This is a genomic window from Mycobacterium sp. Dal123C01 (assembly GCF_052566995.1).
In genome coordinates this window covers 4,836,851-4,858,944 of sequence record NZ_CP199580.1, presented here as the reverse complement: position 1 = coordinate 4,858,944, position 22,094 = coordinate 4,836,851, and the positions used below count along the sequence as shown (strand labels likewise).

The 22,094-nt window shown below is 66.7% G+C and carries 26 protein-coding genes and 1 pseudogene; 15 read left to right on the top strand and 12 right to left on the bottom strand.

Translation table 11 applies throughout. From position 1 onward, the window contains the following. Positions 1-33: 33 nt before the first annotated feature. The gene (locus ACTXG5_RS22705) at positions 34-417 is read right to left on the bottom strand and encodes an anti-sigma factor antagonist (RefSeq protein ID WP_445164554.1); all 384 of its coding nucleotides are present in this window, start codon (positions 415-417) and stop codon (positions 34-36) included. Positions 418-618: 201 nt separating this feature from the next. Here ACTXG5_RS22705 and ACTXG5_RS22700 point away from each other — a divergent pair, with 201 nt between their 5' ends. After that, a complete protein-coding gene (locus ACTXG5_RS22700; protein WP_445160926.1) occupies positions 619-1,239 on the top strand; it encodes a TetR/AcrR family transcriptional regulator in 621 nt (206 codons plus the stop codon). A 17-nt stretch (positions 1,240-1,256) separates the two neighbouring features. Here ACTXG5_RS22700 and ACTXG5_RS22695 read toward each other — a convergent pair whose 3' ends face one another. Continuing rightward, a complete protein-coding gene (locus ACTXG5_RS22695; protein WP_445160925.1) occupies positions 1,257-1,922 on the bottom strand; it encodes a DedA family protein in 666 nt (221 codons plus the stop codon). After that, positions 1,919-2,773, bottom strand: a complete 855-nt coding sequence (locus ACTXG5_RS22690) for an SGNH/GDSL hydrolase family protein (protein WP_445160924.1) — start codon at positions 2,771-2,773, stop codon at positions 1,919-1,921. The genes ACTXG5_RS22695 and ACTXG5_RS22690 overlap by 4 nt, the downstream gene beginning before the upstream one ends. Positions 2,774-2,875: 102 nt before the next feature. Here ACTXG5_RS22690 and ACTXG5_RS22685 point away from each other — a divergent pair, with 102 nt between their 5' ends. Both ACTXG5_RS22685 and ACTXG5_RS22680 read left to right on the top strand, forming a co-directional pair. Then, positions 2,876-4,543, top strand: coding sequence for an AMP-binding protein (locus ACTXG5_RS22685; RefSeq protein ID WP_445160923.1), 1,668 nt, complete (start codon positions 2,876-2,878; stop codon positions 4,541-4,543). Between the two features lie 13 nt (positions 4,544-4,556). Further along, complete coding sequence (locus ACTXG5_RS22680; protein WP_445160922.1) at positions 4,557-5,357, top strand: IclR family transcriptional regulator; 801 nt, start codon at positions 4,557-4,559, stop codon at positions 5,355-5,357. A 9-nt stretch (positions 5,358-5,366) separates the two neighbouring features. On the opposite strand, the gene ACTXG5_RS22675 is transcribed toward ACTXG5_RS22680, so the two are convergent. The 6 genes from ACTXG5_RS22675 to ACTXG5_RS22650 form a co-directional block, all read right to left on the bottom strand. Beyond that, positions 5,367-6,206, bottom strand: a complete 840-nt coding sequence (locus tag ACTXG5_RS22675; RefSeq protein ID WP_445164553.1) for a polysaccharide deacetylase family protein — start codon at positions 6,204-6,206, stop codon at positions 5,367-5,369. A gap of 95 nt (positions 6,207-6,301) precedes the next feature. Next, positions 6,302-7,027 (bottom strand): class II aldolase/adducin family protein, encoded by a 726-nt coding sequence (locus ACTXG5_RS22670; protein ID WP_445160921.1) that lies wholly within the window; start codon positions 7,025-7,027, stop codon positions 6,302-6,304. Next, positions 7,024-7,818, bottom strand: a complete 795-nt coding sequence (gene hcaB / locus ACTXG5_RS22665; protein WP_445160920.1) for a 3-(cis-5,6-dihydroxycyclohexa-1,3-dien-1-yl)propanoate dehydrogenase — start codon at positions 7,816-7,818, stop codon at positions 7,024-7,026. Before hcaB ends, ACTXG5_RS22670 begins: the two co-directional genes overlap by 4 nt. A gap of 8 nt (positions 7,819-7,826) precedes the next feature. Next, a complete protein-coding gene (locus ACTXG5_RS22660) occupies positions 7,827-8,090 on the bottom strand; it encodes a dihydrodiol dehydrogenase (RefSeq protein WP_445160919.1) in 264 nt (87 codons plus the stop codon). Then, on the bottom strand, positions 8,087-8,638 hold the full coding sequence (locus ACTXG5_RS22655; protein ID WP_445160918.1) for a 3-phenylpropionate/cinnamic acid dioxygenase subunit beta: 552 nt from the start codon (positions 8,636-8,638) through the stop codon (positions 8,087-8,089). Before ACTXG5_RS22655 ends, ACTXG5_RS22660 begins: the two co-directional genes overlap by 4 nt. Next, positions 8,635-9,966, bottom strand: a complete 1,332-nt coding sequence (locus ACTXG5_RS22650; protein ID WP_445164552.1) for a Rieske 2Fe-2S domain-containing protein — start codon at positions 9,964-9,966, stop codon at positions 8,635-8,637. The genes ACTXG5_RS22655 and ACTXG5_RS22650 overlap by 4 nt, the downstream gene beginning before the upstream one ends. Positions 9,967-10,240: 274 nt before the next feature. Between ACTXG5_RS22650 and pcaH the strand changes: the two genes are divergently transcribed. Genes pcaH through ACTXG5_RS22635 form a run of 3 tightly spaced genes read left to right on the top strand, consistent with a single transcriptional unit; the run spans position 10,241 to position 12,814 of the window. Then, positions 10,241-11,020: a protocatechuate 3,4-dioxygenase subunit beta gene (pcaH, locus tag ACTXG5_RS22645; RefSeq protein ID WP_445160917.1), complete on the top strand. Its 780-nt coding sequence runs from the start codon at positions 10,241-10,243 to the stop codon at positions 11,018-11,020. Next, positions 11,013-11,576, top strand: coding sequence for a protocatechuate 3,4-dioxygenase subunit alpha (gene pcaG, locus ACTXG5_RS22640; RefSeq protein WP_445160916.1), 564 nt, complete (start codon positions 11,013-11,015; stop codon positions 11,574-11,576). Before pcaH ends, pcaG begins: the two co-directional genes overlap by 8 nt. Then, positions 11,573-12,814, top strand: a complete 1,242-nt coding sequence (locus ACTXG5_RS22635) for a lyase family protein (protein WP_445160915.1) — start codon at positions 11,573-11,575, stop codon at positions 12,812-12,814. The genes pcaG and ACTXG5_RS22635 overlap by 4 nt, the downstream gene beginning before the upstream one ends. A gap of 39 nt (positions 12,815-12,853) precedes the next feature. Here the strand turns inward: ACTXG5_RS22635 and ACTXG5_RS22630 are convergent. Both ACTXG5_RS22630 and ACTXG5_RS22625 read right to left on the bottom strand, forming a co-directional pair. Further along, positions 12,854-13,477 (bottom strand): annotated as a pseudogene (locus ACTXG5_RS22630) (TetR/AcrR family transcriptional regulator); the annotation flags it as partial. 128 nt (positions 13,478-13,605) lie between these two features. Continuing rightward, on the bottom strand, positions 13,606-14,400 hold the full coding sequence (locus ACTXG5_RS22625) for a class I SAM-dependent methyltransferase (RefSeq protein ID WP_445160914.1): 795 nt from the start codon (positions 14,398-14,400) through the stop codon (positions 13,606-13,608). A 53-nt stretch (positions 14,401-14,453) separates the two neighbouring features. On the opposite strand from ACTXG5_RS22625, the gene fdxA reads away from it, so the two are divergent. Genes fdxA through ACTXG5_RS22600 form a run of 5 tightly spaced genes read left to right on the top strand, consistent with a single transcriptional unit; the run spans position 14,454 to position 17,254 of the window. Then, positions 14,454-14,810: a ferredoxin gene (fdxA, locus tag ACTXG5_RS22620; RefSeq protein ID WP_445160913.1), complete on the top strand. Its 357-nt coding sequence runs from the start codon at positions 14,454-14,456 to the stop codon at positions 14,808-14,810. Positions 14,811-14,816: 6 nt separating this feature from the next. After that, on the top strand, positions 14,817-15,491 hold the full coding sequence (locus ACTXG5_RS22615; protein ID WP_445160912.1) for a helix-turn-helix transcriptional regulator: 675 nt from the start codon (positions 14,817-14,819) through the stop codon (positions 15,489-15,491). Positions 15,492-15,493: 2 nt separating this feature from the next. After that, complete coding sequence (locus ACTXG5_RS22610) at positions 15,494-15,919, top strand: hypothetical protein (RefSeq protein WP_445160911.1); 426 nt, start codon at positions 15,494-15,496, stop codon at positions 15,917-15,919. 40 nt (positions 15,920-15,959) lie between these two features. Then, positions 15,960-16,307 (top strand): cupin domain-containing protein, encoded by a 348-nt coding sequence (locus ACTXG5_RS22605; protein ID WP_445160910.1) that lies wholly within the window; start codon positions 15,960-15,962, stop codon positions 16,305-16,307. A 5-nt stretch (positions 16,308-16,312) separates the two neighbouring features. Beyond that, positions 16,313-17,254 carry an NAD(P)H-dependent flavin oxidoreductase gene (locus ACTXG5_RS22600; protein WP_445160909.1) on the top strand — a complete coding sequence of 314 codons (942 nt, stop codon included), beginning with the start codon at positions 16,313-16,315 and terminating at the stop codon, positions 17,252-17,254. A gap of 15 nt (positions 17,255-17,269) precedes the next feature. On the opposite strand, the gene ACTXG5_RS22595 is transcribed toward ACTXG5_RS22600, so the two are convergent. Then, positions 17,270-17,770, bottom strand: a complete 501-nt coding sequence (locus tag ACTXG5_RS22595; RefSeq protein WP_445160908.1) for a DUF1990 family protein — start codon at positions 17,768-17,770, stop codon at positions 17,270-17,272. Between the two features lie 30 nt (positions 17,771-17,800). On the opposite strand from ACTXG5_RS22595, the gene ACTXG5_RS22590 reads away from it, so the two are divergent. From ACTXG5_RS22590 to ACTXG5_RS22575, 4 genes are all read left to right on the top strand, one after another. Next, positions 17,801-18,703, top strand: a complete 903-nt coding sequence (locus ACTXG5_RS22590) for an aldo/keto reductase (RefSeq protein ID WP_445160907.1) — start codon at positions 17,801-17,803, stop codon at positions 18,701-18,703. Positions 18,704-18,727: 24 nt separating this feature from the next. After that, entirely contained in the window at positions 18,728-19,351 is a 624-nt protein-coding gene (locus ACTXG5_RS22585) for a PaaI family thioesterase (protein WP_445160906.1), read from the top strand. A gap of 98 nt (positions 19,352-19,449) precedes the next feature. After that, entirely contained in the window at positions 19,450-21,504 is a 2,055-nt protein-coding gene (gene thrS / locus ACTXG5_RS22580) for a threonine--tRNA ligase (RefSeq protein WP_445164551.1), read from the top strand. Beyond that, on the top strand, positions 21,497-22,069 hold the full coding sequence (locus ACTXG5_RS22575; RefSeq protein ID WP_445160905.1) for an HIT family protein: 573 nt from the start codon (positions 21,497-21,499) through the stop codon (positions 22,067-22,069). Before thrS ends, ACTXG5_RS22575 begins: the two co-directional genes overlap by 8 nt. The last annotated feature ends 25 nt before the right edge of the window (positions 22,070-22,094 follow it).

The window sequence follows — 22,094 nt, the reverse complement described above, 5'->3', positions numbered from 1 at the left end:
CCGTGCAGCCGACCGTGGCTCAACGGTAGGTCGCTACCGATCCAGGGCTGACTCGGCGGTCGGGTAAATGGGCAGCACGCCGCTGAGCCCGCAGGCATCGACAAGTCGGGCGACGACCGGCTGCCGGCTGACCAGCCGCAGTTCGACCCCGCGACGGCGGAGATTCTCTGCTTCCTCCGCCAGCACCGCGAACGCGCAGCAGGCCATGAAATCCAGTCCGGTGACGTCGACGATCAAGGGTCCGAGGGAGGTGACGACGTTGGCCGCCTCGCTGACCAGGTGGCGCCAGGTGTGCTCATTGCAGGCGTCGATCTCGCCGCCCGCATAGATCAGCACGGCCGGGCCGCGGCGATCGGTGGTCGCGCGCAGCGTGCTGTGCGGATCGCCGAGTTCATAGACCAGCCGCGTGCTGAGCATCAGACGCGGGCTTGACATCGGTGGAGCGGGTTCGGCAATCGACTTCATGGTGGACTCCTGATCGACCGGCGCGCAGGCGCCGCGATGGATGTCCGTCCTGGTATCTGAAGACAGACTTTTCTCGAACTGCGAACCTCATTTGTATAACGAGACAGGGCGGTCTGTCTACCTAGGGCGCCTAAGAGTACGGTAAGGCGAAATATGGCAACCTCCGACATTGCGCCGGCCGCGCCGTCTGCCCGTGAGCGGATCTTGAATGCGGCATATGACCTGTTCAGCCGGCGTGGGATACATGCGGTCGGCATCGATGAGGTGATCGACCGGGCCACCGTGGCCAAGGCAACTCTGTACCGGCATTTCGCGACCAAAAACGACCTCGTGCTGGCCGTCCTGCAGCGGCGCGAAGAGATCTGGACCCACGGCTTGATCGAGGCGCAGTCGGAGCAGCGCGGCACCACACCCGAGGAACAGCTGCTGGCGATCTTCGACGTGATGCACGACTGGTTTCAGCTCCGCGACGGCTACGAAGGCTGCTCGTTCATCAACGTGTTGCTCGAATTGGGCGCTGACCACCCCGCCGGACAGGCGAGCATCGCGCACATCGACCACGTTCGCGACATCGTGCGCCGCCGTGCCCTGGCGGCCGGACTCACCGACGTCGAGGACTTCGCCTCGTCCTGGCACATCCTGATGAAAGGCGCCATCGTGCTAGCGGCGGTGGGTGACCTGAATGCCGCGCAGCGCGCCCAGAAGATGGCCCTGACTCTGATCGAGCAACACCGGCCGGATGCGGTCGTGGAGATGGGGGAGGCGGCCGGTTAGCCCGCCCGCCCGAGTCGTTAGGCGGCGTCGGCCGCGGTGGTTCCGGTTTTGCGCTGGTGTTCGGCCTCGAGTTCGGCGATCGCACGCGATGTGCGCTCGCGCAGCAAGATTGCGGCGATCAGACCGACCACGATGGCGATGACGAGTGCGATCCAGGAGAACCGCTCCAACCATCGTTCGGCGGCCATCCCCGCGAAGTAGACCAGCGCGGTCGTGCCACCCGCCCAGCAGATGGCACCGGACACATTGGCCGCCAGGAAGCGCCGGTAGTGCATTTTCAGCGCGCCGGCCAGCGGACCGGCGAATATCCGCAGCAGTGCGATGAAGCGTCCGAAGAACACCGCCCGAATTCCCCAGCGATCGAACAGGCGCTCGGCCAGCATGACGTGCCCCGGACCGAAGTGTTTCGGGAAGCGCTGGCCCAGCTTGTCGAAGAGCCCCATGCCGAAGCGGCGCCCGATCGAATAGCCGATGGAATCGCCGATCACCGCGCCGATCACGGCGGCAACACCGACACCGACCGGGTTGACGGCAAGGTCGTGATGAGACGACATCAGCGCCGCGCTCACCAGAACGATCTCGCCGGGAAGCGGCACACCCAGGCTTTCCACCCCCACCACGCCCCCGACCACGAGGTAGACCGCCAGCGGCGGGATGGACTGCAGCAAAGCCTCCACGTTCATGGGTCAAGAATGCCTGACTGATACCGGCTCCGCGCCGCAATGTCGTCAGTGGGCGCGGCGTCGTGCGGCGCGCGGACGGGCTCCAAGTCCGGGCGTTTGGGAAATCGCCCGTCGGCCGCGGACAGGCCGCGCATCCGGCGCCAGACCCAGGGGAAGAAATTGTCCTGCGTCCAGCGCAGCCTTCCGTATCCGCCGTGGGCAATTGACAGCTGTGTCGGATTGGGATGCGCTGCGGCCCAATCATGGCTGCTGTCAGGCAAATTGAGGGCTTCAGCGGCCGCGGCGGCGAACAGGATATGGCCTTTGGGGGAGGCGTGTACGCGGTCGAAGCTCCAGGTGTCCCAGTCGCGCATCGACTCCGCGTTGTACAGGTCGATGAGCCGGAACCCGTAGCGCCCGGCGGCGACGGTGATTGCGTTGTTCATCCGGGCCAGCCGTTTGGACACGATGCGGCCGAACGGCAGGAACTGCGCGACGTTCGGGAACGTCGTGGTTACCACCGTCGCGCCCGATCTCGCCAGCGCCGCATAGACGTAATCGAGCTCGGCCAGCGCACAGGGAAACTGTCGTCCGGGCTGGATGACGTCGTTCATCCCGACGCATATCGTGATCAGATCCGGCTTCATGGCGAGCGTCGGTGGTACTTGCTCGGTGAGCACGTCGCCCAGCTTCTTGCCGCGGACCGCGAGGTTGGCATATTGCAACCCGGGGTAGAGCGTATCGAGCATGACGGCGAGTCGGTCGGCAAATCCCAACAGGCCGGTGGTTTCGTCGCCGTCCCAAAGGCCTTCGGTTTGGCTGTCACCGATGGCGACGTACCTGGAGTATTCGGCCCGAGTAGCTCCGTACACGATGCCGAGACTAATCCCGATCCGAATTCTGATGCGTGACATCGGCCTTGAAACGCTGTTGTAGCGTGGCTGTCGCCGGGCCGGTCGGCATGAGGAGAGTCAATGGAATTCAATCTCGCCCAAGTGTTCTCGGCGGTGGCAGCAGCCAACCCCGATCGCGACTGCATCGTATTTGGACATCGACGGTTCACCTTCTCGCAAACTGATGCACGTGCCCGCCGGCTCGCCCGGGCGCTGCACTCGTGGGGACTCGGCCCGCGCCGGGAACGCCGCGAGTTGGCGGCACACGAATCCGGTCAGAGCCACCTCGGCTTGTACATGGCCAACGGCAACGAGTACCTCGAGGGCATGCTCGGCGCGTACATGGCGCGGGTGGCCCCGTTCAACGTGAACTATCGCTACGTTGCCGACGAATTGGTCTATCTGCTGGGCAATGCCGGCGCCGAAGCGGTCATGTACCAGGCGCGGTTCGCCCCGACCCTCGCCGAGGCGCTGGAGAGATCTCAGCTGCCGCCGATGCGGCTGATCCACGTCGACGACGAGTCCGGAAACGATCCGTTGCCCGGGGCGGTGCGTTACGAGGAATTGCTGGCCTTTGACGACGGGGGGGTGTCCGATGAGCCGCTCGATCTCGCGTTGTCACCCGACGACCTCTACGTCCTCTACACCGGCGGCACCACCGGGATGCCCAAGGCGGTGCTGTGGCGCCAGCACGACATCTACGTGAACGCCATGGGTGGGCGAACGTTGGGCACCGGCGAGACGGTGGGGAGCCTGCAGGAGATCGTCGAACGATCGCGCCTCGAGGGGCCCGGCTCGATGACACTCGCGCCGCTGATGCACGGCGCCGCGCAGTGGGCGGCGTTCATCAGCCTGTGTAGTGGGCGGCCGTTCGTCATGCCGCCGACGACCACCCACTTCGATCCGGCCGAGGCGTTGGCCTTGGCCGCCCGCGAACGCGTGACGTCGCTGTCGATGGTCGGCGACGCCTTTGGGCGGCCGTTGGCCGATGAACTCGAGTCCGGTGATTACGACCTGTCCGGGCTGTTCGTGCTGGTCTCCGGCGGGGCCGCGCTGAGCGCACCGCTCATGCAGCGATTTGTCGACCTCGTGCCACACCTGACGGTCCTGGACGCGGGCGGCTCGTCGGAATCCGGTGCCCAGATGATCCAGGCCTCCAGTCGCCAGCAGGGCGCCAGCGGCCGGTTCGCCCCGAACCCGGGCGCGGTCGTGGTCAGCGAGGACATGACCCGGATTTTGTCGCCCGGCGACGACGAGATCGGTTGGCTGGCCCAGCAGGGCCTGATACCGCTGGGCTACCTCGGCGACCCGGAGAAGACCGCGCGGACCTTTCCGGTCATCGACGGGATCCGGCATTCCGTGCCGGGCGATCGCGCCCGCTGGTTCGCCGATGGCCAGATCGAGCTGCTGGGCCGCGATTCGGTCACGATCAACTCCGGTGGCGAGAAGATCTTCGCCGAAGAGGTGGAGGCCGCGATCGCCGAGCACCCCGCCGTGTACGACGTCGTGGTGACCGGCCGGCCCAGCGCCCGGTGGGGAAACGAAGTCGTCGCGATCGTTGCGCTGGCCGACGGTGAACAGGCTTCGCAGGAGGGAATGGCCGACAGCATCATCGCCGAGGCCGCCCGCCATCTCGCGCGCTACAAACTGCCGAAGGCGGTGATCTTCCGCGATCGTCTGCAACGGTCACCGTCCGGCAAGGCCGACTATCGGTGGGCGAAACTCCAAGCGTCAGAGGCGAGCCACTGACTACCGTGAACCCATGCAGAAGAAGAAGCAGGCCGCGAACGAGCCGGCCGCCGATTCGCTTGCGCCGCAGTATCCGATCGAATCGGTCGACAACGCGCTCAAGCTGCTGCTCCTGCTGGGCGAGCAGCCGCAGATCCGGCTGAGCGAAGCGACCCGCTATTTGGGAGTGGCGTCGTCCACCGCGCACCGGTTGCTGGCGATGCTGACCTACCGCGGGTTCGTCCGGCAGGACCCGGTGTCCAAGGCCTACCTGCCCGGCCCGTCATTAACCGGTGTGGCGTTTGCGATCTTCAGCCGCATCGACATTCAGGGCTCCGCCACACCGATCATGCGCAGTCTGTCCGACCAGCTGCGGGAAACGATTCACGTCGGGATGCTCGACGGGGCCAACGTCCGCTTTGTCGCCGCCGTCGAGGGCCCGGCCGCGGTCCGGGTCGTCTCCCGACTGGGGCGCACGATGCCCGCGCATTGCACCTCGACGGGCAAGGTGATGTTGGCCCAGTTGTCGCAACCGGAACTGCGTGCGCTGCTGCCGCAGGAGCAGTTGGAGCGCATCACCGCTGCCTCCATCGGCAGCCGCGCCGAATTGGAGGCCGAGCTTTCGCGCATCCGCGAGCGGGGCTACGCCATCAACCGGGAGGAGAGCGAGGAAGGCGTCGCTTCGGTCGCGGTGCCCATACCTACTCGCGCGCCCGGCCTACGGCTCGCGCTCAACGCCGCCGCGCCGACCCACCGGCTTGACAGCGCGCAGCACGCATCGGTGGCGGCCGTACTTATCAAGGCGGCCAAGGAGATTGGCGATCAGTTGGGCTGAGGTGCCGCCTCAGCCGACGGATTCCGATGTCCGGTAAGAGATCTCCGGTCGCAGGAAGACATCGTTGAGCGTGACGGTCCGCAGCCGGCGGGCCCGGATGATGTCGACCAGCTGCCCGTACACGTGGGTGACCGGTGCGTGGTTGAGATGACCGATCACGATGTTCTGCGGGGTGAAGAACTGGTCGGCCATCCTGACGATCTGGTCTTCGGAAAGCAGTGCAGAATCCCGCAGGTCGCCGTTCCACAGCGTGGGAACCTGGTAGCCCAGATCTGCGGCCACCGCGTCGACCGTGGCATTGTGGTGGCCGTATGGCGGCCGGAAGTACGGCGCGCCGTCCACGCCGTAGGTATTCCGCAGAAACACGTCAGTGCTCTTCAGTTCGTCGGCGATTTGGCGCGGCGACAGTTTCGTCAAGTCCGGATGCGTCCAGGTGTGGTTGGCCAGCTGAATCTGCCCGGATTCAACGAGCGGTCGCAGCAAGGCGGCATTCTCCGTCCAGGAGCGAAAGACGCCAGTCACGAAATAGGTGAGCCGCACGCCGCTGTCCTTGGCGAATTGTGTGTAGGCCCGCACCACGTCGCTATCGACTCCGTCATCGACGGTCCATGCCAAAAGATCGCCGTCGCCGGGGAGCTGTTTGAGGACCGCGCCGCCGGGCAGCGGGACACGTGACGCCGGGCCCGGTGGCGGCAACAACTTCGGCGGCACGGGAGCGACCGGGTTGGGCGCGGATCCGAGAACATCCGCGCGCGCCACCGTCTCCTTGGGTCCGTTAGCGGAGGACCACGAGATCCCAGTGACCGCGACCGTTGCTGCCACCGCGACCAGGAACCGACGTCGGTCCAGTTCGGTCACGTGTGCACGCTAAGCCCGCGGCCACCGCGATTGGTTGCACATGTGGCGGGTGTCGGCCGGTAGATATGAACTTGTGACCTTGCTGCTCAGTCGGTTCGCAGCCGGGCGACTTCGTGGCGCCAGGCCGCATCGGCGGTGAAGGCGGGCCCCAGATCGGGCAGGTCCGCCCAGTCGGCGTCGTCGATATCGCGCAGCGTGCCCCCGGCCGACAGCACTCGCAACGACATCCGGGCCAGGGCGTCGAGGCTGATCGCCTGCAGCACCGCCTGCGGCACAGTGGCTGCGGCACTGGTGATTCCGTGTCCGCGACAGATCACCACCGGCCGGCCGCGCATCGCGGCCACCATCTCCTTGCCCAGCGCGCTGCTGCGAATCAGCACGGCGCGTTCGTATACGGGCACGCCGGCGCGTGCGAGCCAGGCGCCGGGAATGTCGTAGGCCCCGTAGATCGGCCGGATCGTGACGCCGGCGAGATCCGCGGCGACGACCGCCGGCGGGTGCAGATGCGCGACGGCCCGGTGCTGCGAATCGGCCAGCATGGTTTCGACGTGGATGGGCAGTTCGTTGGGCACGCGGTATCCGTCGAGTTCGCCGTCGGCGCCTGCACTGCCGTCGAATCGGATGAGGCGGATGTCGCTGGGCCGGGTGAAAGCCACGCCGGTATCGGGGTCGCTGCGGCAGCGGACCAGGAGATGGTCGTCATCGACGCGCAGACTCACATGGCCGAGCAGCCCGTCGACGAGACCGCGGGCCGCGGCGACCCGGCAGCCCAGGGCCACCACAGCGCGCTGGTCGTCCAGCTCGTCGGTCATCGGGGCTCGGTTTTCGGTGTGCCGACGCCGAATCCGCCGTCCGGGTGGATGGTCTCACCGGTGATGCCTCGGGACCGGTCGGAGGCCAAGAACACGAAGGACCAAGCGTGGTCTGCTCCGCTGAGCGCGACGTTCAACGGCGTGCGGGCGGCGATGTCACGCGCCCGGTTGGGGGCGTCGTCGAGGCGAGTGTCCTTGAGCCCCAGGCTGGTCAGGCCGCGCAGGTCGGTGTTGACCGTGCCGCCCGGCGCCACCCCGTTGACCCGGATCTGCGGCGCCAGCTCGTGGGCCAACGACGCCACCAGCCCGCGTACGGCGAACTTCGACGACACGTACAGCACCCCGCCGCGACCGGGGTAGTACGACGACGCGGACTCGGTCAGAACGATTGACGGTTCGGTCCCGTTCCGCAACGCCGGAACCGCCGCCTTGACCGACTGCAGATGGCTGAGCACGTTGGTGCGGAACATTTCGTCGAACGCGACCGCAAGGCTGTCGGCCTCGAGATCCGCTACGCCCTTGTAGAAGTCGAAGACCCCCACGCAGTTGACCAGGACGTCGAGCCCACCGAAGGAATCGACCGCCGCGGTGACCGCACGGTGGTTGGCCTCGCTGGTGATGGCGTCTCCTTCGACCACCCGAAGCTCGGGCAGCTGCTCCCGAAGCATGGCGCACTTCTGGGGATCATGTTCCAGCACAGCAACTCTGGCGCCCTCGGCGAGGAAGGCTTCGATGACGGCCCGTCCGATTCCGGATCCGCCGCCCACGACCAGTGCACGTTTACCGTGCAACCAGGTGGTTACCGGGGGTTTTCGGGGTCGGGCAGCAACGGCGCGGGGGAGTTCCCCACCATCGCCGCCATCGTTCGGGGGTTCTGCCACGTCAGCGCCTCCACCTCTAGAGCGTCCAGGCTGATCCAGCGCCCCGACTTGGGCGCGCTGATCAGCAGTCTTGATCCATTGCGGGTGTCGACTCGGCGCACCACGACTTCAGTGAATTCGTTTGCGACCGTGAGCGGTTCGCCGACCGCCCCCGCCATCAACTGCTCGAGTTCGTCGTTCATAGGAACACCGCCAGGTTCTGCATCCGTAACACCGACTCGTCGGCAATGATCCTGCGCCGGGCCAGTTTCCATCGATCATCACACCAGCGCAACAGGTCTTCGCGACCGCAGGACACCAGGGCGCTTTCGTTGACGTCGCCGCGGCTGCGGAACAGCAGTTCGGCGGATTCGACCACCAGGTGTTCGACCCCTTCTGCCGGGTCGGAGGCGAAGGTGCGGACGTTGGTGATGAAGTGGCGCAACCGCGACGGAGGGTCCTCGGCCCAGACGTGCTCGGTGCCCATCCGCGCGACCCGCTGGCTCAGCGAGTACTTGTCCTCGTCGAAGTGGGCCATCCCTGGCGAGGTGTCGAACCCGGCGCCGCGTGCGGTCGTGACGCGTACCGGCATCACGTAGCGCACATCGTCGGTCAGCGTCTCCAGCCACTCCTCGTACTCCTGGGCGTCCAGCAGGTAGGCCTCGTCCACCAGGAACTGATGCGCCTGAAGATGCCGGGGGTCATCAAAAGGTAACGACGGCAAGGCTTTTCTTGATGATTCCGGGCTCATGTCGAGACCGTCGCGGTCGATACGGCGGGCCGGGGCATCTGCAGATAGTCGGCCCACAGCTTGAGCAACTCGCGCTGGTTGTACTCGTTGTAGCCGACCTGGGCGCGGCCCGGGCCGTGAAACGCCTCCGCGGGCAGCGTCTCGACCACCGGGCGATCGTCGGAGAGCAGGCCCATCCGGCTGTTCAGCAGCAGCCGCCGTGCCATCGAGCCGCCTGCGGTGGTGGTCAGCGACACCCAGTTCTCCACGTCGTCTTGTTCGAACATGCCGGTCGAACCGAAACACATCAGATACGCCTTGTAGGAATCCTGTTTGTACTGCGGGGGTGCGGCGGAGTCCACCGCGAACCACGAGCACACTTCGGTCTCATTCTCACTGATGGGCTGCCACAAGCGGATCGAAATGAAGGGCAGCACGTCATCGTTGTGACCGCCGCGGGCATGTACCTTGGGCCAGTTGTGCACGAAACTCAGGTTCGGAAAGCAGGTGGCCGCCGAGAACATGAATCCGTCCTCGCCGACTACCTGCTGCTGCTGCGGGGTCCAGACGCCTTTGATCCGGTCGATCATCTCGTCGGGGTAACCGACATAGCGCATCCGCTCCTCGAAGCTGCCCGGCGGAAGCTTGTAGGTCGTCCCGCCGCCGCGCTGCGTCCAGTAGGTGGCGCCATCCTTGCGCTTCTGCGCCTTCGGCTCCCGGAACAGGCCGATCTCGACGATCGAGGCATGCGTATGCGGCGTGTGGTACATGTCGCCGGAGAAATTCTCGGCGCCGATCTTCCAGTTCGCCTTGATCCGCCAGCGCTGCGGCCCCCGCACTTCCAGGCCCGCGGTGCTCTGCTTGGTGTAGAAGTCCAGGTAGAACCGGAAGTCCCCGAGGAAGTCCTGCAGCGGCTCGGCGCCCGGGTCCATGCTGATGAACAGCAGGCCGTTGTAGCTGGCGAAGTTCGGCGCCGGCAGCAGGGCGTGGGCGCTTCTCGCGAAACCCTCGTCGCCGCCGTAGGCCTCGCGGTGGAACGGCAAACCGGTCAGCCGGCCGTCGTTGCGGTAGGTCCAGCCGTGGTACGGGCAGCGGAAGTTGGAGGCGTTCCCCAGCTCCGCGCGGCACACCTGCATGCCGCGGTGCAGGCACATATTGAACAAGGCACGCACATCGCCATTGGCATCGCGGGTGATGATGAATGAGTCGTCGAGAACCCGGCGCACGACGTAGTCGCCGTCCTGCGGGATCTCTGATTCGTGGCCCACGAACGTCCACGCCCGGCTGAACAGCCGCTCCTTTTCCAGCGCGAACAGCTGCTGGTCGTTGTAGATGTGCGCGGGGATCATGCCTCGGCGCACGTTCTCGAGCAGCCCGTTCTCAATGCCGGTGGCGTCGTCTGGCACGGGACCCCCACTCATTCTGCTCTACAGAAATATCTTCCGCTCAGTAGAATCTCGCAGACCAACCGGCCAGGTCAATCACCAGAAAATCCAGACCACGCCGCAAGGGTCCACGGCGCCCTGTGGGGCGCCGGTGTGCGTCGAGGTCGACGGCGTGGGGCGCGCCGCGCTGGTGCGCGCTCTATAGCCGCGGACCAATTGACGAGTAGCCTCACGCTTCGTGAGGGCCGCACCGGAGCGCGTCGCGTCGCAGGGTGACATCACGGCGGAGATCGCCGGAATCGCGGCCGACTATCGGCGCTCGACAGGCGTCCCGGGCGCACAGACTCAGCCGCGGCTGGACTATCCGCCCTACCGCAGCAGCATGCGGCGCCACCCGAAACAACCACTGCTGCTTGTGGATCCCGAAGAGCTCGAACGCTGCGCGCCGTGCTTTGGCGAGCGCGACGTCGACCCACTTGACGCCGACCTGACGGCAGGATTTCCGGGCGAGCCGATCGGGGAGCGCATCATCGTGGCCGGGCGGCTATTCGATCAATCCGGTCGACCGCTGGCAGGCCAGCTGATCGAGGTCTGGCAGGCCAACGCCGGCGGTCGCTACCGGCATCAGCGTGACCAGCACCCGGCTCCGCTCGACCCGAACTTCGCCGGAGCGGGCCGGTGTCTGACCGGGCCCGACGGGACATACCGATTCGTGACCGTCAAGCCCGGCCCGTATCCGTGGCGCAATCATCACAACGCCTGGCGTCCCGCACACATCCATTTCTCGGTGTTCGGTACCGCATTCACCCAACGCCTGGTCACCCAGATGTACTTCCCGGGCGACCCGCTGTTCGATCTGGATCCGATTTTCCAATCGATTCTGGATCCCGCCGCGCGCCAACGGCTGATCGCCGGCTACGACCACGACCTCACCGAGCCGGAGTATGCGACCGGGTATCGATGGGACATCGTGCTGGCCGGCAGCGCCGGCACCTGGACCGAGACCGAACATGGCTGAATTAGCTTGCACCGCAGGACAAACCGTCGGCCCCTTCCTTGATCTGGGGTTGCCCTATCCGGGCGACAGCGAATTGGTCGGCGATTCGGACGCCGGAGTGGTCCGACTGCACGGCACGGTGCATGACGGGGCCGGCGAACCGATCCCGGACGCCCTGATCGAACTCTGGCAGGCCGACCCGGCCGGTCGCATTCCCCGCCGGGCCGGCTCGCTGCGACGTGACGGATTCACCGGATGGGGCAGGGCCGCAACGGATGACGCCGGGCGCTACCGCTTCACCACCGTGCCGCCCGGTCCGGGAAGCGACGGGCGGCCGCCGTTTTTCGCCATCACCGTCTTCGCTCGCGGGTTGCTGAACCGGTTGTTCACTCGCGCCTATCTGCCCGGCCCGGACCTGGGCGCCGACCCGCTGTTGACCAGCCTCGACGAGCAGCGGCGGGCGACTTTGCTGTGCGTCGCCGAAAGATCGTCGGGACAAATGAATTACCGCTTCGACATTCACCTGCAGGGCCCACAGGAGACCGTGTTTCTGGCGTACCGGGACGCCGGGCGATGACCAATCTGTTGTGGCCGGGAGACCACCGGGCCGGCCAGCACATGACCGATCAGGCGCTGCTGCGGTCGATGATAGCGGTGGAATCCGCATGGTTGAGCGCGCTGGCGGCCGAAGGCCTGGCACCGGCCGACGCGGCAAATGCCGACCTGTCACACCTGGTCGATCACGACGACATGGAGGCGCTCGCGGTCGTCGCCGAGAACAGCGGCAACCCGATCGTCGGACTTGTCGAGCTGCTGCGCCAGCGCGCCACGTCTCCTGTCGCCCCGTGGATCCACCGCGGACTCACCAGTCAGGACGTCGTGGACACCGCGCTGATGCTGGGCGTGCGCGCCGTCGTCGACGAGCTGAGAACGGAGCTTTCCGAACAGGTTTCAACGCTGACCGCACTTGCCGACGTCCATCGGGCCACCCCGATGGTGGCCCGCACACTCACCCAGCAGGCCGCGCCCACCACGTTCGGCGCCAAGGCGGCCGGGTGGTGCAATGGTGTCCTCGACGCATACGAGCGGCTTTGCGGGCTGGCCACCCCGATTCAGGTCGGCGGTGCCGTCGGAACATGGTCTGCCACGACGGAACTCGCGACGCTGCTCACGGACGCGGCCGACCCGGCGGAGGTTGCGGATCGGGCAATGCACACTGCCGCGGTCGCTTTGGGTCTGAGCGCGCGGCCCCCATGGCATACCACCCGGACGCCGGTGACCGAGACCGCGGATGCCTTCGTCGGGTGTACCGACAGCTGGGGCCGGATCGCCTCTGACGTGGTGATTCTGGCCCGTCCGGAAATCGGCGAGCTGAGCGAGCCGGCCGCCGCACACCGTGGCGGCTCGTCTTCGATGCCGCACAAGCGCAATCCGGTGTTGTCCATCTTGATACGACGGACTGCGCTATCGGCTCCGCAACTGGCGGCGACCCTGCATACCGCGGCGGCCCTGGCCAACGACGAACGCCCGGACGGCGCATGGCATGCCGAATGGGACACGCTGCGGACCCTGGCCCGGCGGACCGTGATCGCGGGTTCCCAGTGCGGCGAGCTGCTGGCGGGGCTCCAGGTTCATGCTGCGCGGATGGCCGAGAACCTCGCTGCGGCAGATATTCTCGGTGAACAGCGCGCAATTGCAGACCTGGCCGGAAAGCCGCCGTCGCCAACCTATTTCGGCGCCGTCGACCGGTTGATCGACGAGAGCCTAGGTCGCGCCGAGCGGATACTCGGCAAGCGAGGTCGCGGTATCCCGTAGTGCCAGGGCGGCATGCCCGGCAGACGGGTAACCGTCCTCGTAGATGCTGGCCAGCCAGATGTGCACCAGCGTGTCGATCACCCGATCTTCGTGGATCGCCGGCTCCTCGGTGGTGAACGTCGCGGCCATCACCCGCTCGCTCAACATGTTCAGTGCGATGGACAGATCCTCGGCCGAGACGGTGTCCGGGGCGGCGCCTCGCTCGCGCTCGGCCTTGATCGCGACCGTGGTGAACGCTATCCACTTCTGCATCAGTGCCAGCCACAGCTGGCGGACCTCGGGGTTGGTGGACTTGGCCGCCGCACCGGCCACCGCGACCGCACGGTGGGATCCCGACACCTCGAAGAACGCCTCGATGCGGTCGCGCCACAGCGTCGCCGGGTCGCCGTACAGCTTGGCGCGAAGCGTGTTGAGGGCGGCGTGTGCCTTGTTGTTCATCTGGTCCAGCAACGACAGCAGCACCGCGTTTTTGGACCGGAAATTGAAGTAGAAGGTGGGCCGGGAGATGCCCGCGCCCTTTGCCAGATCGTCCACGGAGAAGTCGGCCAGCGGGCGCTCTTCCAAGAGCCGTTCGGCGGTGGCCAGGATCGCCTGCTCGCGGTCGTCACCCGAGTGATGCGACGAGCGGCGGCCACGGGTGGCGTGCGCGTACCCGGTGTGCATCGAGGGGTCGGACACGGCACATACCTTATGGGTACCTCGATATCTGCCGGGGAAATTGTTGATGAAAACCAGCGATAATGTCGATTAAGTTCAACGCTGTCGACCCATCGGGTGTGCGGCGACCGACCTTACTCGTCGCCCGGTTTACGGGCGATGATTGCGACGGCGGTCAGTCGCTCGCGATGCTTGCGGAACGTTTTGCGCATCGTCAGCACTCGCTTGCGTGCGTCACGATTGACGAGCAGATTCCTGGCAAAGCGCAGCGCCCCGAAAAGCCCTTCGTCGGCGATCACTCGACGTGGCTGCAGCAGCGCCATCGGTGCGGTCACGACCCGGTCGACGACCAGTCCGTGCTCCGACAACAGTCCCGACCATTCCGCAACGGTCAGCGGGCGGGCGTTCACCTTGATCGCCCGGGCAAGCGACTGCCGGATCTCCGTGCTGATCTCCTCCGAGACGCTGTCGGGCGTCAGCGCGAGTTCGTGGATCGCGTAGCGGCCGCCCGGCCTCAGCACCCGCGCGGCCTCGGCGACGATGGCGTGCTTGGTGGCATCGCCCTGCATCGTCAGCATCGCCTCACCGATCACGACGTCACGGCTGGCGTCGGGCAATCCGGTGTCCGCCGCGTCGGCGACCCGGACGCTCGCGGACCCGGCCTTGGCGATGACGTTGCGAACCGTGTCGGCCGCATCGGGGTCCTGTTCGGCGCCCACGTACGACCGCGGCTGCCGGGTGAGGATCTCGGCGGCGGTGCGGCCGAGGCCCGGCGCCAGCTCGAGCACGTCGGCGTCGGTCACGCCGGCGCCGGCCAGCATCGTGCGGGTGAGGCCGACGCCGCCCGGGCGAAGGACTCGTTTCCCCAGCCGCGCCAGCAGCCAGTGACCCTGAACGCTGTCGTCGGCGCGACTTGACATGGGAGCCATAGTCTCTCCGCCCTTCCTGGTTTTCACAATTGTGATTGTGTAAACTCTATCGCATGACATACGTGATCGGGAAGCCCTGCGTCGACGTGATGGATCGGGCATGTGTGGACGAATGTCCGGTGGACTGCATCTATGAGGGCGGCCGGGCGCTCTACATCCATCCCGACGAATGCGTGGACTGCGGCGCGTGCGAACCGGTCTGCCCGGTGGAGGCGATCTACTACGAAGACGACGTGCCCGAGGAACTGCAGCCATACCTGGCCGACAATGCGGCGTTTTTCTCCGAAACGCTGCCGGGGCGCGACGCCCCACTGGGATCACCGGGCGGAGCGGCCAAGCTTGGTGCGCTCGGCGCCGACGCACCCCTGGTGGCGGCCCAGCCGAAAGCCGACGTTTCCGAAGGAGCGTGAGGACCCTTGCCAGTTCAGGCCACGCCATCGGGAGAATCCGCAAGTCGCCGTCGTGAGGTGCTGCGGATATTGCGGACGTCTCGGGATCCGATGAGCATCGTCGCGATCGCCGACCTGCTGAGCGTGCATCCCAACACCGTCCGCTTCCACCTCGACGGCCTGGTCGGCGCCGGCCAAGTGGAACGGGTTGAGCCGAGTCGCAAGGGGCCGGGGCGTCCGCCGCTGATGTTCGGGGCGGTCCGGCAGATGGATCGCGGCGGTACGCGGCACTACCGGTTGCTCGCCGAAATACTGACGACGGCGTTCGCCGACGAGAAGGATTCTCCCGCCAAGGCGCTGGCCGCCGGGCGGGCCTGGGGACGGCAGCTGGATCCGGGCGTGGAACCGTCACCGCGAGATGCCAAGAGCCCGGATCGGGCCATCAGCCGCTTGATCGACGTGCTTGACCAGCTTGGCTTTGCCCCGGAGCGTCGGCGAGTCGACGGCGAGCAACAGGTCGGCCTGCGGCACTGCCCGTTCCTGGAGCTCGCCGAAAGCCAAACCGCCGTCGTCTGTCCGATCCACCTCGGGCTCATGCAAGGAGCCCTGGAAACCTGGGGAGCCCCGGTTACCGTCGAGCGCCTCGATGCTTTCGTCGAACCGGATCTGTGTCTGGCTCACCTCGAACTGCAGCAGGCCTGAAGATGGGCACCGGACCGGCGATCGCCGTCGCGGTCGCCTTCGTCTGGCTTGGCATGGTGCTGGCCATCTCGTTCCTGGAAGCGCCGCTGAAATTCCGGGCATCCAACGTGACGTTGCAGATCGGGCTCGGTATCGGGCGCCTGGTGTTTCGGGCACTCAACACCGTCGAGTGCGGTTTCGCCCTCGTCATCCTGGCGCTCGTGGCGGCCGGCCCGATGCCGACGCGGATCGCCGTCGCGTTCTGCGTCGCTTTCGCCGCGCTGGCGGTTCAGCTGATCGCGGTGCGGCCCCGGTTGACTCGCCGCTCAGACGCGGTGCTCGCCGGATCGGACGCGCCCCGCTCCCGAGGCCACTACGCCTATGTCGGTTTGGAGGTGGTCAAGGCGGCCGCGTTGATCGTGGCGGGGATACTCCTATTGACCGCCTGAGACCGCGCACAGCCCACCTTCAGACCGAGGGGACTCACTAATGGAATCGATCTCGCTGACCAGCCTGGCCACCGAAAAACTGGCCGAAGCCCGGCAGTCGCACAGCGGACGGGCCGCCCACACCATCCACGGGGGTCACACCCACGAACTCCGGCAGACCGTGCTGGCGCTGCTCGCCGACCACGACCTCTCCGAACACGACAGCCCCGGCGAGGCGACGCTGCAGGTGCTGCAGGGTCATGTGCGCCTGACGGCCGGCGCCGACTCCTGGGACGGTAGAACCGGTGACTATGTCGCGATTCCGCCGCAACGGCATGCCCTGCACGCGGTCGAGGATTCCGTGATCATCCTGACGGTGCTGAAAAGCCAGCCCGGTGCGGAGCACTAGCTGACATGCTATCCACGCCCTGGTCAAGGGAGCTCGGCCTGCGGGCGCCCATCGTCAACGCCCCGATGGGCGGGGTCGCGGGTGGCCGCCTGGCCGCAGCCGTCAGCGCCGCCGGCGGTCTGGGCATGGTCGGGATGGGCAGTGTCGCGACGCGGGAGCTGCTGCAGACCCAGTTGCAACACGTGGACGGCAGGTTCGGAATCGGCCTGGTGGACTGGGTGATGCGCAACGAGGCGGGGCTGCTCGACGACGCCCTGGCCGCGCGGCCCGTCCTGTTGTCCGTCAGCTTCGGCACCGACTGGTCATGGGTCGCAAAAGCGAATGAAGCCGGAATCCCCACTGTCACACAGGTTTACGATGCACTCGGCGCCCGGCAAGCGGTCGACGCCGGTGTCGACATCTTGGTCGCGCGCGGTTCCGAGGGCGGCGGCCACGGCGATACGAAACTCGGGACGCTGCCATTGCTCGACACCGTTTTGGATGCCGTCTCGGTGCCGGTGCTTGCCGGTGGTGGTATCGCCTCGGCGCGCAGCCTGGCCGCCGTGCTGGCCGCGGGGGCCAGCGGAGCATGGGTGGGCACCCGCCTTGCGGCGTGTCCGGAGGCGCTGACCGGCGACGCCAGCCGCCAGGCCCTGATCGCGGCCCGGTCGACCGACACCGCGATCACCCGGGCCTTCGACGTCGCCAAGGGTCTGCCGTGGCCCGCGCGGTTCCCGGCACGCGTGTTGACCAACGACTTCGTCGCGCGCTGGACGGGCAATGAGGACGCGCTGGATGCACCGGCGTGCGACGAGCTGGCCGCCGCGATCGCCGCCGACGACCGCAGGATTGCCCCGGTCGATGCCGGTCAGGGGGTCGGCATGATCCGTGACGACGCGTCGGTGGCCGAGGTCATCGACGGGATCTGCACCGGCGCGGAAAGTTTGCTTAGCGGCTGGGGCTCCTAGCCTCCCCGCTAACCGTCACACCCCGCGCAGGTAGCGCTTGGCGATGACACGCTGAGCCACCGACACCACCGGGTGACCGAGCTTGCTCCACCAGGTCGCGGGCCGGGAGAAGGCCGACACCTCCGCGAACACCGCGGAGGTGGTCGGGTCCCGGCGCACGACGAAGCGTTCCTCGCCGGACTCCGGATGGCCTTCCAACGTGCCGTACGCGAAACCGCGGATGTCGGGCTCGTCGATGACGTACACGACCCGGCACGGCGCGGGCAGAAAACCCATTCGCACCAACACCACCGTGTCCACCGCCGCGACCTCCGAGCTGGCCTGCACCCGCAGCCCGGCGCCGCGTTGCATGCCCCAGCGCATGACCGCCTCGGCGGCCCGTTCGAAACGCTGCGGGCCCGTGCCGATCTGCTTCTCGACGTGAAGATGGCCGTATCCCGTGGGCAGCTCGCCCGCGGCGGTTGCGCCCACCTCGGAGTAACTCAGCGGAAGCTCCTCGAGTGCTGCTAGGTCCACCCGCTCAGCTTGCCACGCCGGGATGCGCGAATGCGGCTCCGGCGTACGGTCATATGCGTGACCGCACAAAACTCGAAAACTATTGCCGAAGCTTCTGGAACCTTCACCTTCGGCGACGATCTAACTGTCAACCGCCTCGGCTTCGGGGCGATGCGCATCGTCGGCAAGGGCGTCTGGGGCCCACCCGCCGATCGCGACGAATGCGTCCGGGTGTTGCGACGCGCCGTCGAACTCGGCGTCAACTTCTTCGACACCGCGAACTCCTACGGCCCCTCCATCTCCGAGGAGATCATCCGCGAGGCGCTCTACCCCTACGACGGCCTGGTGATCGGGACCAAGGCCGGATTTTTGAGGACCGGCCCGGATGTCTGGATCGAGATGGGTTACCCGGCTTACCTGCGCCAGGAATGCGAGATGAGCCTGCGCCGCCTGGGCGTCGACACCATCGACCTGTTCCAGCTGCACCGCGTGGACCCCAAGTGGCCGCTGGCCGACCAGGTGGGCGAGCTACTCAAGCTGAAGAACGAGGGCAAGATCCTCCACATCGGGCTGTCCGAGATCACCGTCGACCAGCTGAACGAGGCCCAGCAGATCACCCAGATCGTGTCGGTACAGAACATGTACAACCTGACGGTGCGTAGATCCGAACCGCTGCTCGATGCCGCGACCGAGCAGGGCGTCGGCTTCATCCCGTACTTCCCGCTGGCGGCCGGCCCGCTGGCAGCTCCCGGCGGCCCGCTGCAACGCATCGCCGACAACCACCACGCGTCGCCGTCGCAGCTGGCGCTGGCCTGGCTGCTGAAGCGCTCGCCGGTGATGTTGCCGATTGCGGGCACTTCGAAGGTGGCGCACCTGGAGGAGAACGTGGCCGCCGCCGAGATCACGCTCAGTGACGACGAGTTCGAGACCCTGGCGGCTGCCGGAGCGCAGTAAGCGGCCACCCAATACGGTGTTCTGGTGGCCGGCGACCCTCAGCAACACCCTGGCGGGGGATTCAATCCACCCGAACCGACGACCAAGGGCGGGCCCGACTACGGCCGGTTCATCGACGCGGTGCGCAAGCTGCAAGACCACGCGCGCGCCGTCGATGCGCCCGACGAGGTGATCACCGAGGCCGCGGACACGCTGGAGGAGCTGTCCGCGCTGTTGAGCCCGTACGACGCCGACGAATGGGCATCGCCGTCGGGCCGCCGGATGGACCTGCCGGTGCGCGGCAACATCCTCACCGTGCCCTTGTGGTCTCGCAAGACGGAGGACGGGCGGATCGAGGGCACGGCCCGGTTCGCGCGGTTTCACCTCGGGCGCAACGGCGCCGTGCACGGCGGGTCGTTGGGGATGCTGTTCGACACCGTGCTCGGCCTGACCGCGTCGGTGCTCAGCGGCACCCCCCGCCAGCGCACCGCGTACCTGAAGATCAACTACCGCAATATCGTGCCGATCGACAAAGAGGTGCAGTTCGACGCCGGCATCGACCGGGTGGATGGCCGCAAGATCTTTGTGTCGGGCAGGCTGACCGATGGGGACACGCTCCTGGCCGAAGCCGATGCGTTGTTCGTGAAGCTGAAGCCGGGTCAGCCCTAAGGCCTTAATGGCGTGGTCTCTGCGAGATCGGCCCCGATAGCATGGGCAACGATCAATTTTTCGAAGTCTCGATTCCCACGAACATGGAGATCAACCCGATGAGCGCCCCCGCCCACCCCGCCCCAGCAGCCCCGATCCGGGTTCCTGCCGGGACTACCGCGGCCGCCGCCGTCGGCGAGGCGGGGCTGCCGAGGCGGGGTGCGCCCGACGCGATCGTGGTGGTGCGCGACGCCGACGGCACGCTGCGCGATCTCAGTTGGGTGCCTCAGGCCGACGCCGAGGTCGTCCCGGTCGCCGCCAACACCGACGAGGGGCGCAGCGTCATCCGGCACTCGACCGCACACGTGTTGGCCCAGGCCGTCCAAGACCTGTTCCCGCACGCCAAACTCGGCATCGGGCCGCCGATTACCGACGGCTTCTACTACGACTTCGATGTGGCCGAGGCGTTCACGCCCGAGGACTTGACCAAGCTGGAAAAGCGGATGCGCCAGATCGTCAAGGACGGGCAGCTGTTCGACCGGCGGGTCTACGAAACCAAAGACGCGGCGCGTGCCGAGTTGGCGGGCGAGCCCTACAAACTGGAACTCGTCGACGACAAATCCGGTGACCCCGACGTCATGGAGGTGGGCGGCGACGAGCTCACCGCCTACGACAACCTCAATCCCCGTACCCGCGAAAGAGTCTGGGGCGACCTGTGCCGCGGCCCGCACATCCCGACCACCAAGCACATCCCGGCGTTCAAGCTCACCAGAAGCTCGGCCGCGTATTGGCGGGGTGACCAGAAAAACGCCAGCCTGCAACGCATCTACGGCACCGCGTGGGAGTCGCAGGAGGCGCTGGATCACCACCTGGAGCTGATCGAGGAGGCCCAGCGCCGCGATCACCGCAAGCTGGGCTCCGAGCTGGACCTGTTCAGCTTCCCCGATGAAATCGGTTCCGGCCTCGCGGTTTTCCACCCCAAGGGCGGTGTCGTGCGCAGGGAGCTGGAGGAGTACTCGCGGCGCAAGCACATCGAGGCGGGATACGAGTTCGTCAACACCCCGCACATCACCAAGGCGCAGCTGTTCCACACCTCGGGGCACCTGGACTGGTACGCCGACGGCATGTTCCCGCCGATGCAGCTCGACGCCGAGTACAACGACGACGGCACGGTGCGCAAACCCGGCCAGGACTATTACCTCAAGCCGATGAACTGCCCGATGCACACGCTGATCTTCCGATCGCGCGGGCGGTCGTATCGGGAGCTTCCGTTGCGGCTCTTCGAGTTTGGAACGGTGTACCGCTACGAGAAGTCCGGCGTGGTGCACGGGCTGACCCGGGCTCGCGGGTTCACGATGGACGACTCGCACATCTTCTGCACCCGCGAACAGCTGCACGGCGAGCTGGCCTCGCTGCTGAGGTTCGTCCTCAGCCTGCTCGCCGACTACGGGCTGGAGGACTTCTATCTGGAGTTGTCCACCAAAGACCCGGAGAAGTTCGTCGGCTCCGACGAAATGTGGGAGCAAGCCACCAACGCGCTGGCCGAAGTGGCCGCGGAATCCGGCCTGGATTTGGTTCCCGATCCCGGCGGCGCGGCGTTCTACGGCCCGAAGATCTCGGTGCAGGCCCGCGACGCGCTGGGCCGCAGCTGGCAGATGTCGACCATCCAGGTGGATTTCAACTTCCCGGAGCGTTTCGAGCTCGAGTACACGGCCGCTGACGGCACCCGGCAGCGGCCGGTGATGATCCACCGCGCGCTGTTCGGGTCGATCGAGCGGTTCTTCGGCATTCTCACCGAGCACTACGCGGGGGCGTTCCCGGCATGGCTGTCGCCCGTTCAGGTGGTCGGTATCCCGGTGGCCGATGAGCACGTCGCGTACCTGGAACAGGTTGCGGCTCAACTGAAATCGCGCGGAGTGCGAGTCGAGGTGGACGCCAGCGACGACCGGATGGCCAAGAAGATCGTCCATCAGACCGCCCAGAAGGTGCCGTTCATGTTGCTGGCCGGCGACCGCGACGTCGAGGCCGGGGCGGTCAGCTTCCGCTTCGGCGACCGCACCCAGATCAACGGCGTGGCCGTCGACGGAGCGGTCGATACTATCGTCAAGTGGATCGCCGACCGCGAAAATTCCGCTCCCACAGCAGAACTGGTGAAAGTAGCCGGCGGTGAGTGAGCAGGACAGCGCCGATCCGGGCGACGACACCATTTTCGACACAGGTGTCGGCGAGCGCGACCACCTGCAGCGGCTGTGGACCCCGTACCGGATGACCTATCTGGCCGAAGCGCCGATGAAGCGCGACAACGGCAAATCCGAGGAGCCGTTCACCGACATTCCGCAACTGCCCGACGAGGACGGCCTGGTGGTCGCCCGCGGCGAACTCGTCTACGCCGTGCTCAACCTCTACCCGTACAACCCCGGGCATTTGATGGTGGTGCCCTATCGGCGGATTTCGGAACTCGAGGACCTGACCGACGCGGAAAGCGCGGAGCTAATGGCCTTCATCCAGAAGGCGATTCGCGTCATTAAGAACGTCTCGCGCCCGCACGGCTTCAATGTCGGCCTGAATTTGGGGGCGTCGGCGGGTGGGTCGTTGGCCGAACACCTGCACGTGCACGTGGTGCCGCGCTGGGGTGGTGACGCGAACTTCATCACCATCGTCGGCGGCTCCAAGGTGATCCCGCAGTTGCTGCGGGATACCCGCCAGTTGCTGGCCACCGAATGGGCGAAACAGCAATGAGTCGCGCCGGCGACGATGCAGAGCG

Bases quoted from the DNA above. Each gene is read 5' to 3' on its own strand.
- ACTXG5_RS22635 (WP_445160915.1), top strand. From the start codon at position 11,573: ATGACCAATCTGTTGTGGCCGGGAGACCACCGGGCCGGCCAGCACATG.
- ACTXG5_RS22670 (WP_445160921.1), bottom strand. From the start codon at position 7,027: ATGACCGACGAGCTGGACGACCAGCGCGCTGTGGTGGCCCTGGGCTGC.
- ACTXG5_RS22700 (WP_445160926.1), top strand. From the start codon at position 619: ATGGCAACCTCCGACATTGCGCCGGCCGCGCCGTCTGCCCGTGAGCGG.
- ACTXG5_RS22605 (WP_445160910.1), top strand. From the start codon at position 15,960: ATGGAATCGATCTCGCTGACCAGCCTGGCCACCGAAAAACTGGCCGAA.
- pcaG (WP_445160916.1), top strand. From the start codon at position 11,013: ATGGCTGAATTAGCTTGCACCGCAGGACAAACCGTCGGCCCCTTCCTT.
- fdxA (WP_445160913.1), top strand. From the start codon at position 14,454: ATGACATACGTGATCGGGAAGCCCTGCGTCGACGTGATGGATCGGGCA.
- thrS (WP_445164551.1), top strand. From the start codon at position 19,450: ATGAGCGCCCCCGCCCACCCCGCCCCAGCAGCCCCGATCCGGGTTCCT.
- ACTXG5_RS22705 (WP_445164554.1), bottom strand. From the start codon at position 417: ATGCTCAGCACGCGGCTGGTCTATGAACTCGGCGATCCGCACAGCACG.
- ACTXG5_RS22695 (WP_445160925.1), bottom strand. From the start codon at position 1,922: ATGAACGTGGAGGCTTTGCTGCAGTCCATCCCGCCGCTGGCGGTCTAC.
- ACTXG5_RS22680 (WP_445160922.1), top strand. From the start codon at position 4,557: ATGCAGAAGAAGAAGCAGGCCGCGAACGAGCCGGCCGCCGATTCGCTT.
- ACTXG5_RS22590 (WP_445160907.1), top strand. From the start codon at position 17,801: ATGCGGCTCCGGCGTACGGTCATATGCGTGACCGCACAAAACTCGAAA.
- ACTXG5_RS22610 (WP_445160911.1), top strand. From the start codon at position 15,494: ATGGGCACCGGACCGGCGATCGCCGTCGCGGTCGCCTTCGTCTGGCTT.
- ACTXG5_RS22600 (WP_445160909.1), top strand. From the start codon at position 16,313: ATGCTATCCACGCCCTGGTCAAGGGAGCTCGGCCTGCGGGCGCCCATC.
- ACTXG5_RS22660 (WP_445160919.1), bottom strand. From the start codon at position 8,090: ATGAACGACGAACTCGAGCAGTTGATGGCGGGGGCGGTCGGCGAACCG.
- ACTXG5_RS22650 (WP_445164552.1), bottom strand. From the start codon at position 9,966: ATGATCCCCGCGCACATCTACAACGACCAGCAGCTGTTCGCGCTGGAA.
- ACTXG5_RS22625 (WP_445160914.1), bottom strand. From the start codon at position 14,400: ATGGCTCCCATGTCAAGTCGCGCCGACGACAGCGTTCAGGGTCACTGG.
- ACTXG5_RS22685 (WP_445160923.1), top strand. From the start codon at position 2,876: ATGGAATTCAATCTCGCCCAAGTGTTCTCGGCGGTGGCAGCAGCCAAC.
- ACTXG5_RS22655 (WP_445160918.1), bottom strand. From the start codon at position 8,638: ATGAGCCCGGAATCATCAAGAAAAGCCTTGCCGTCGTTACCTTTTGAT.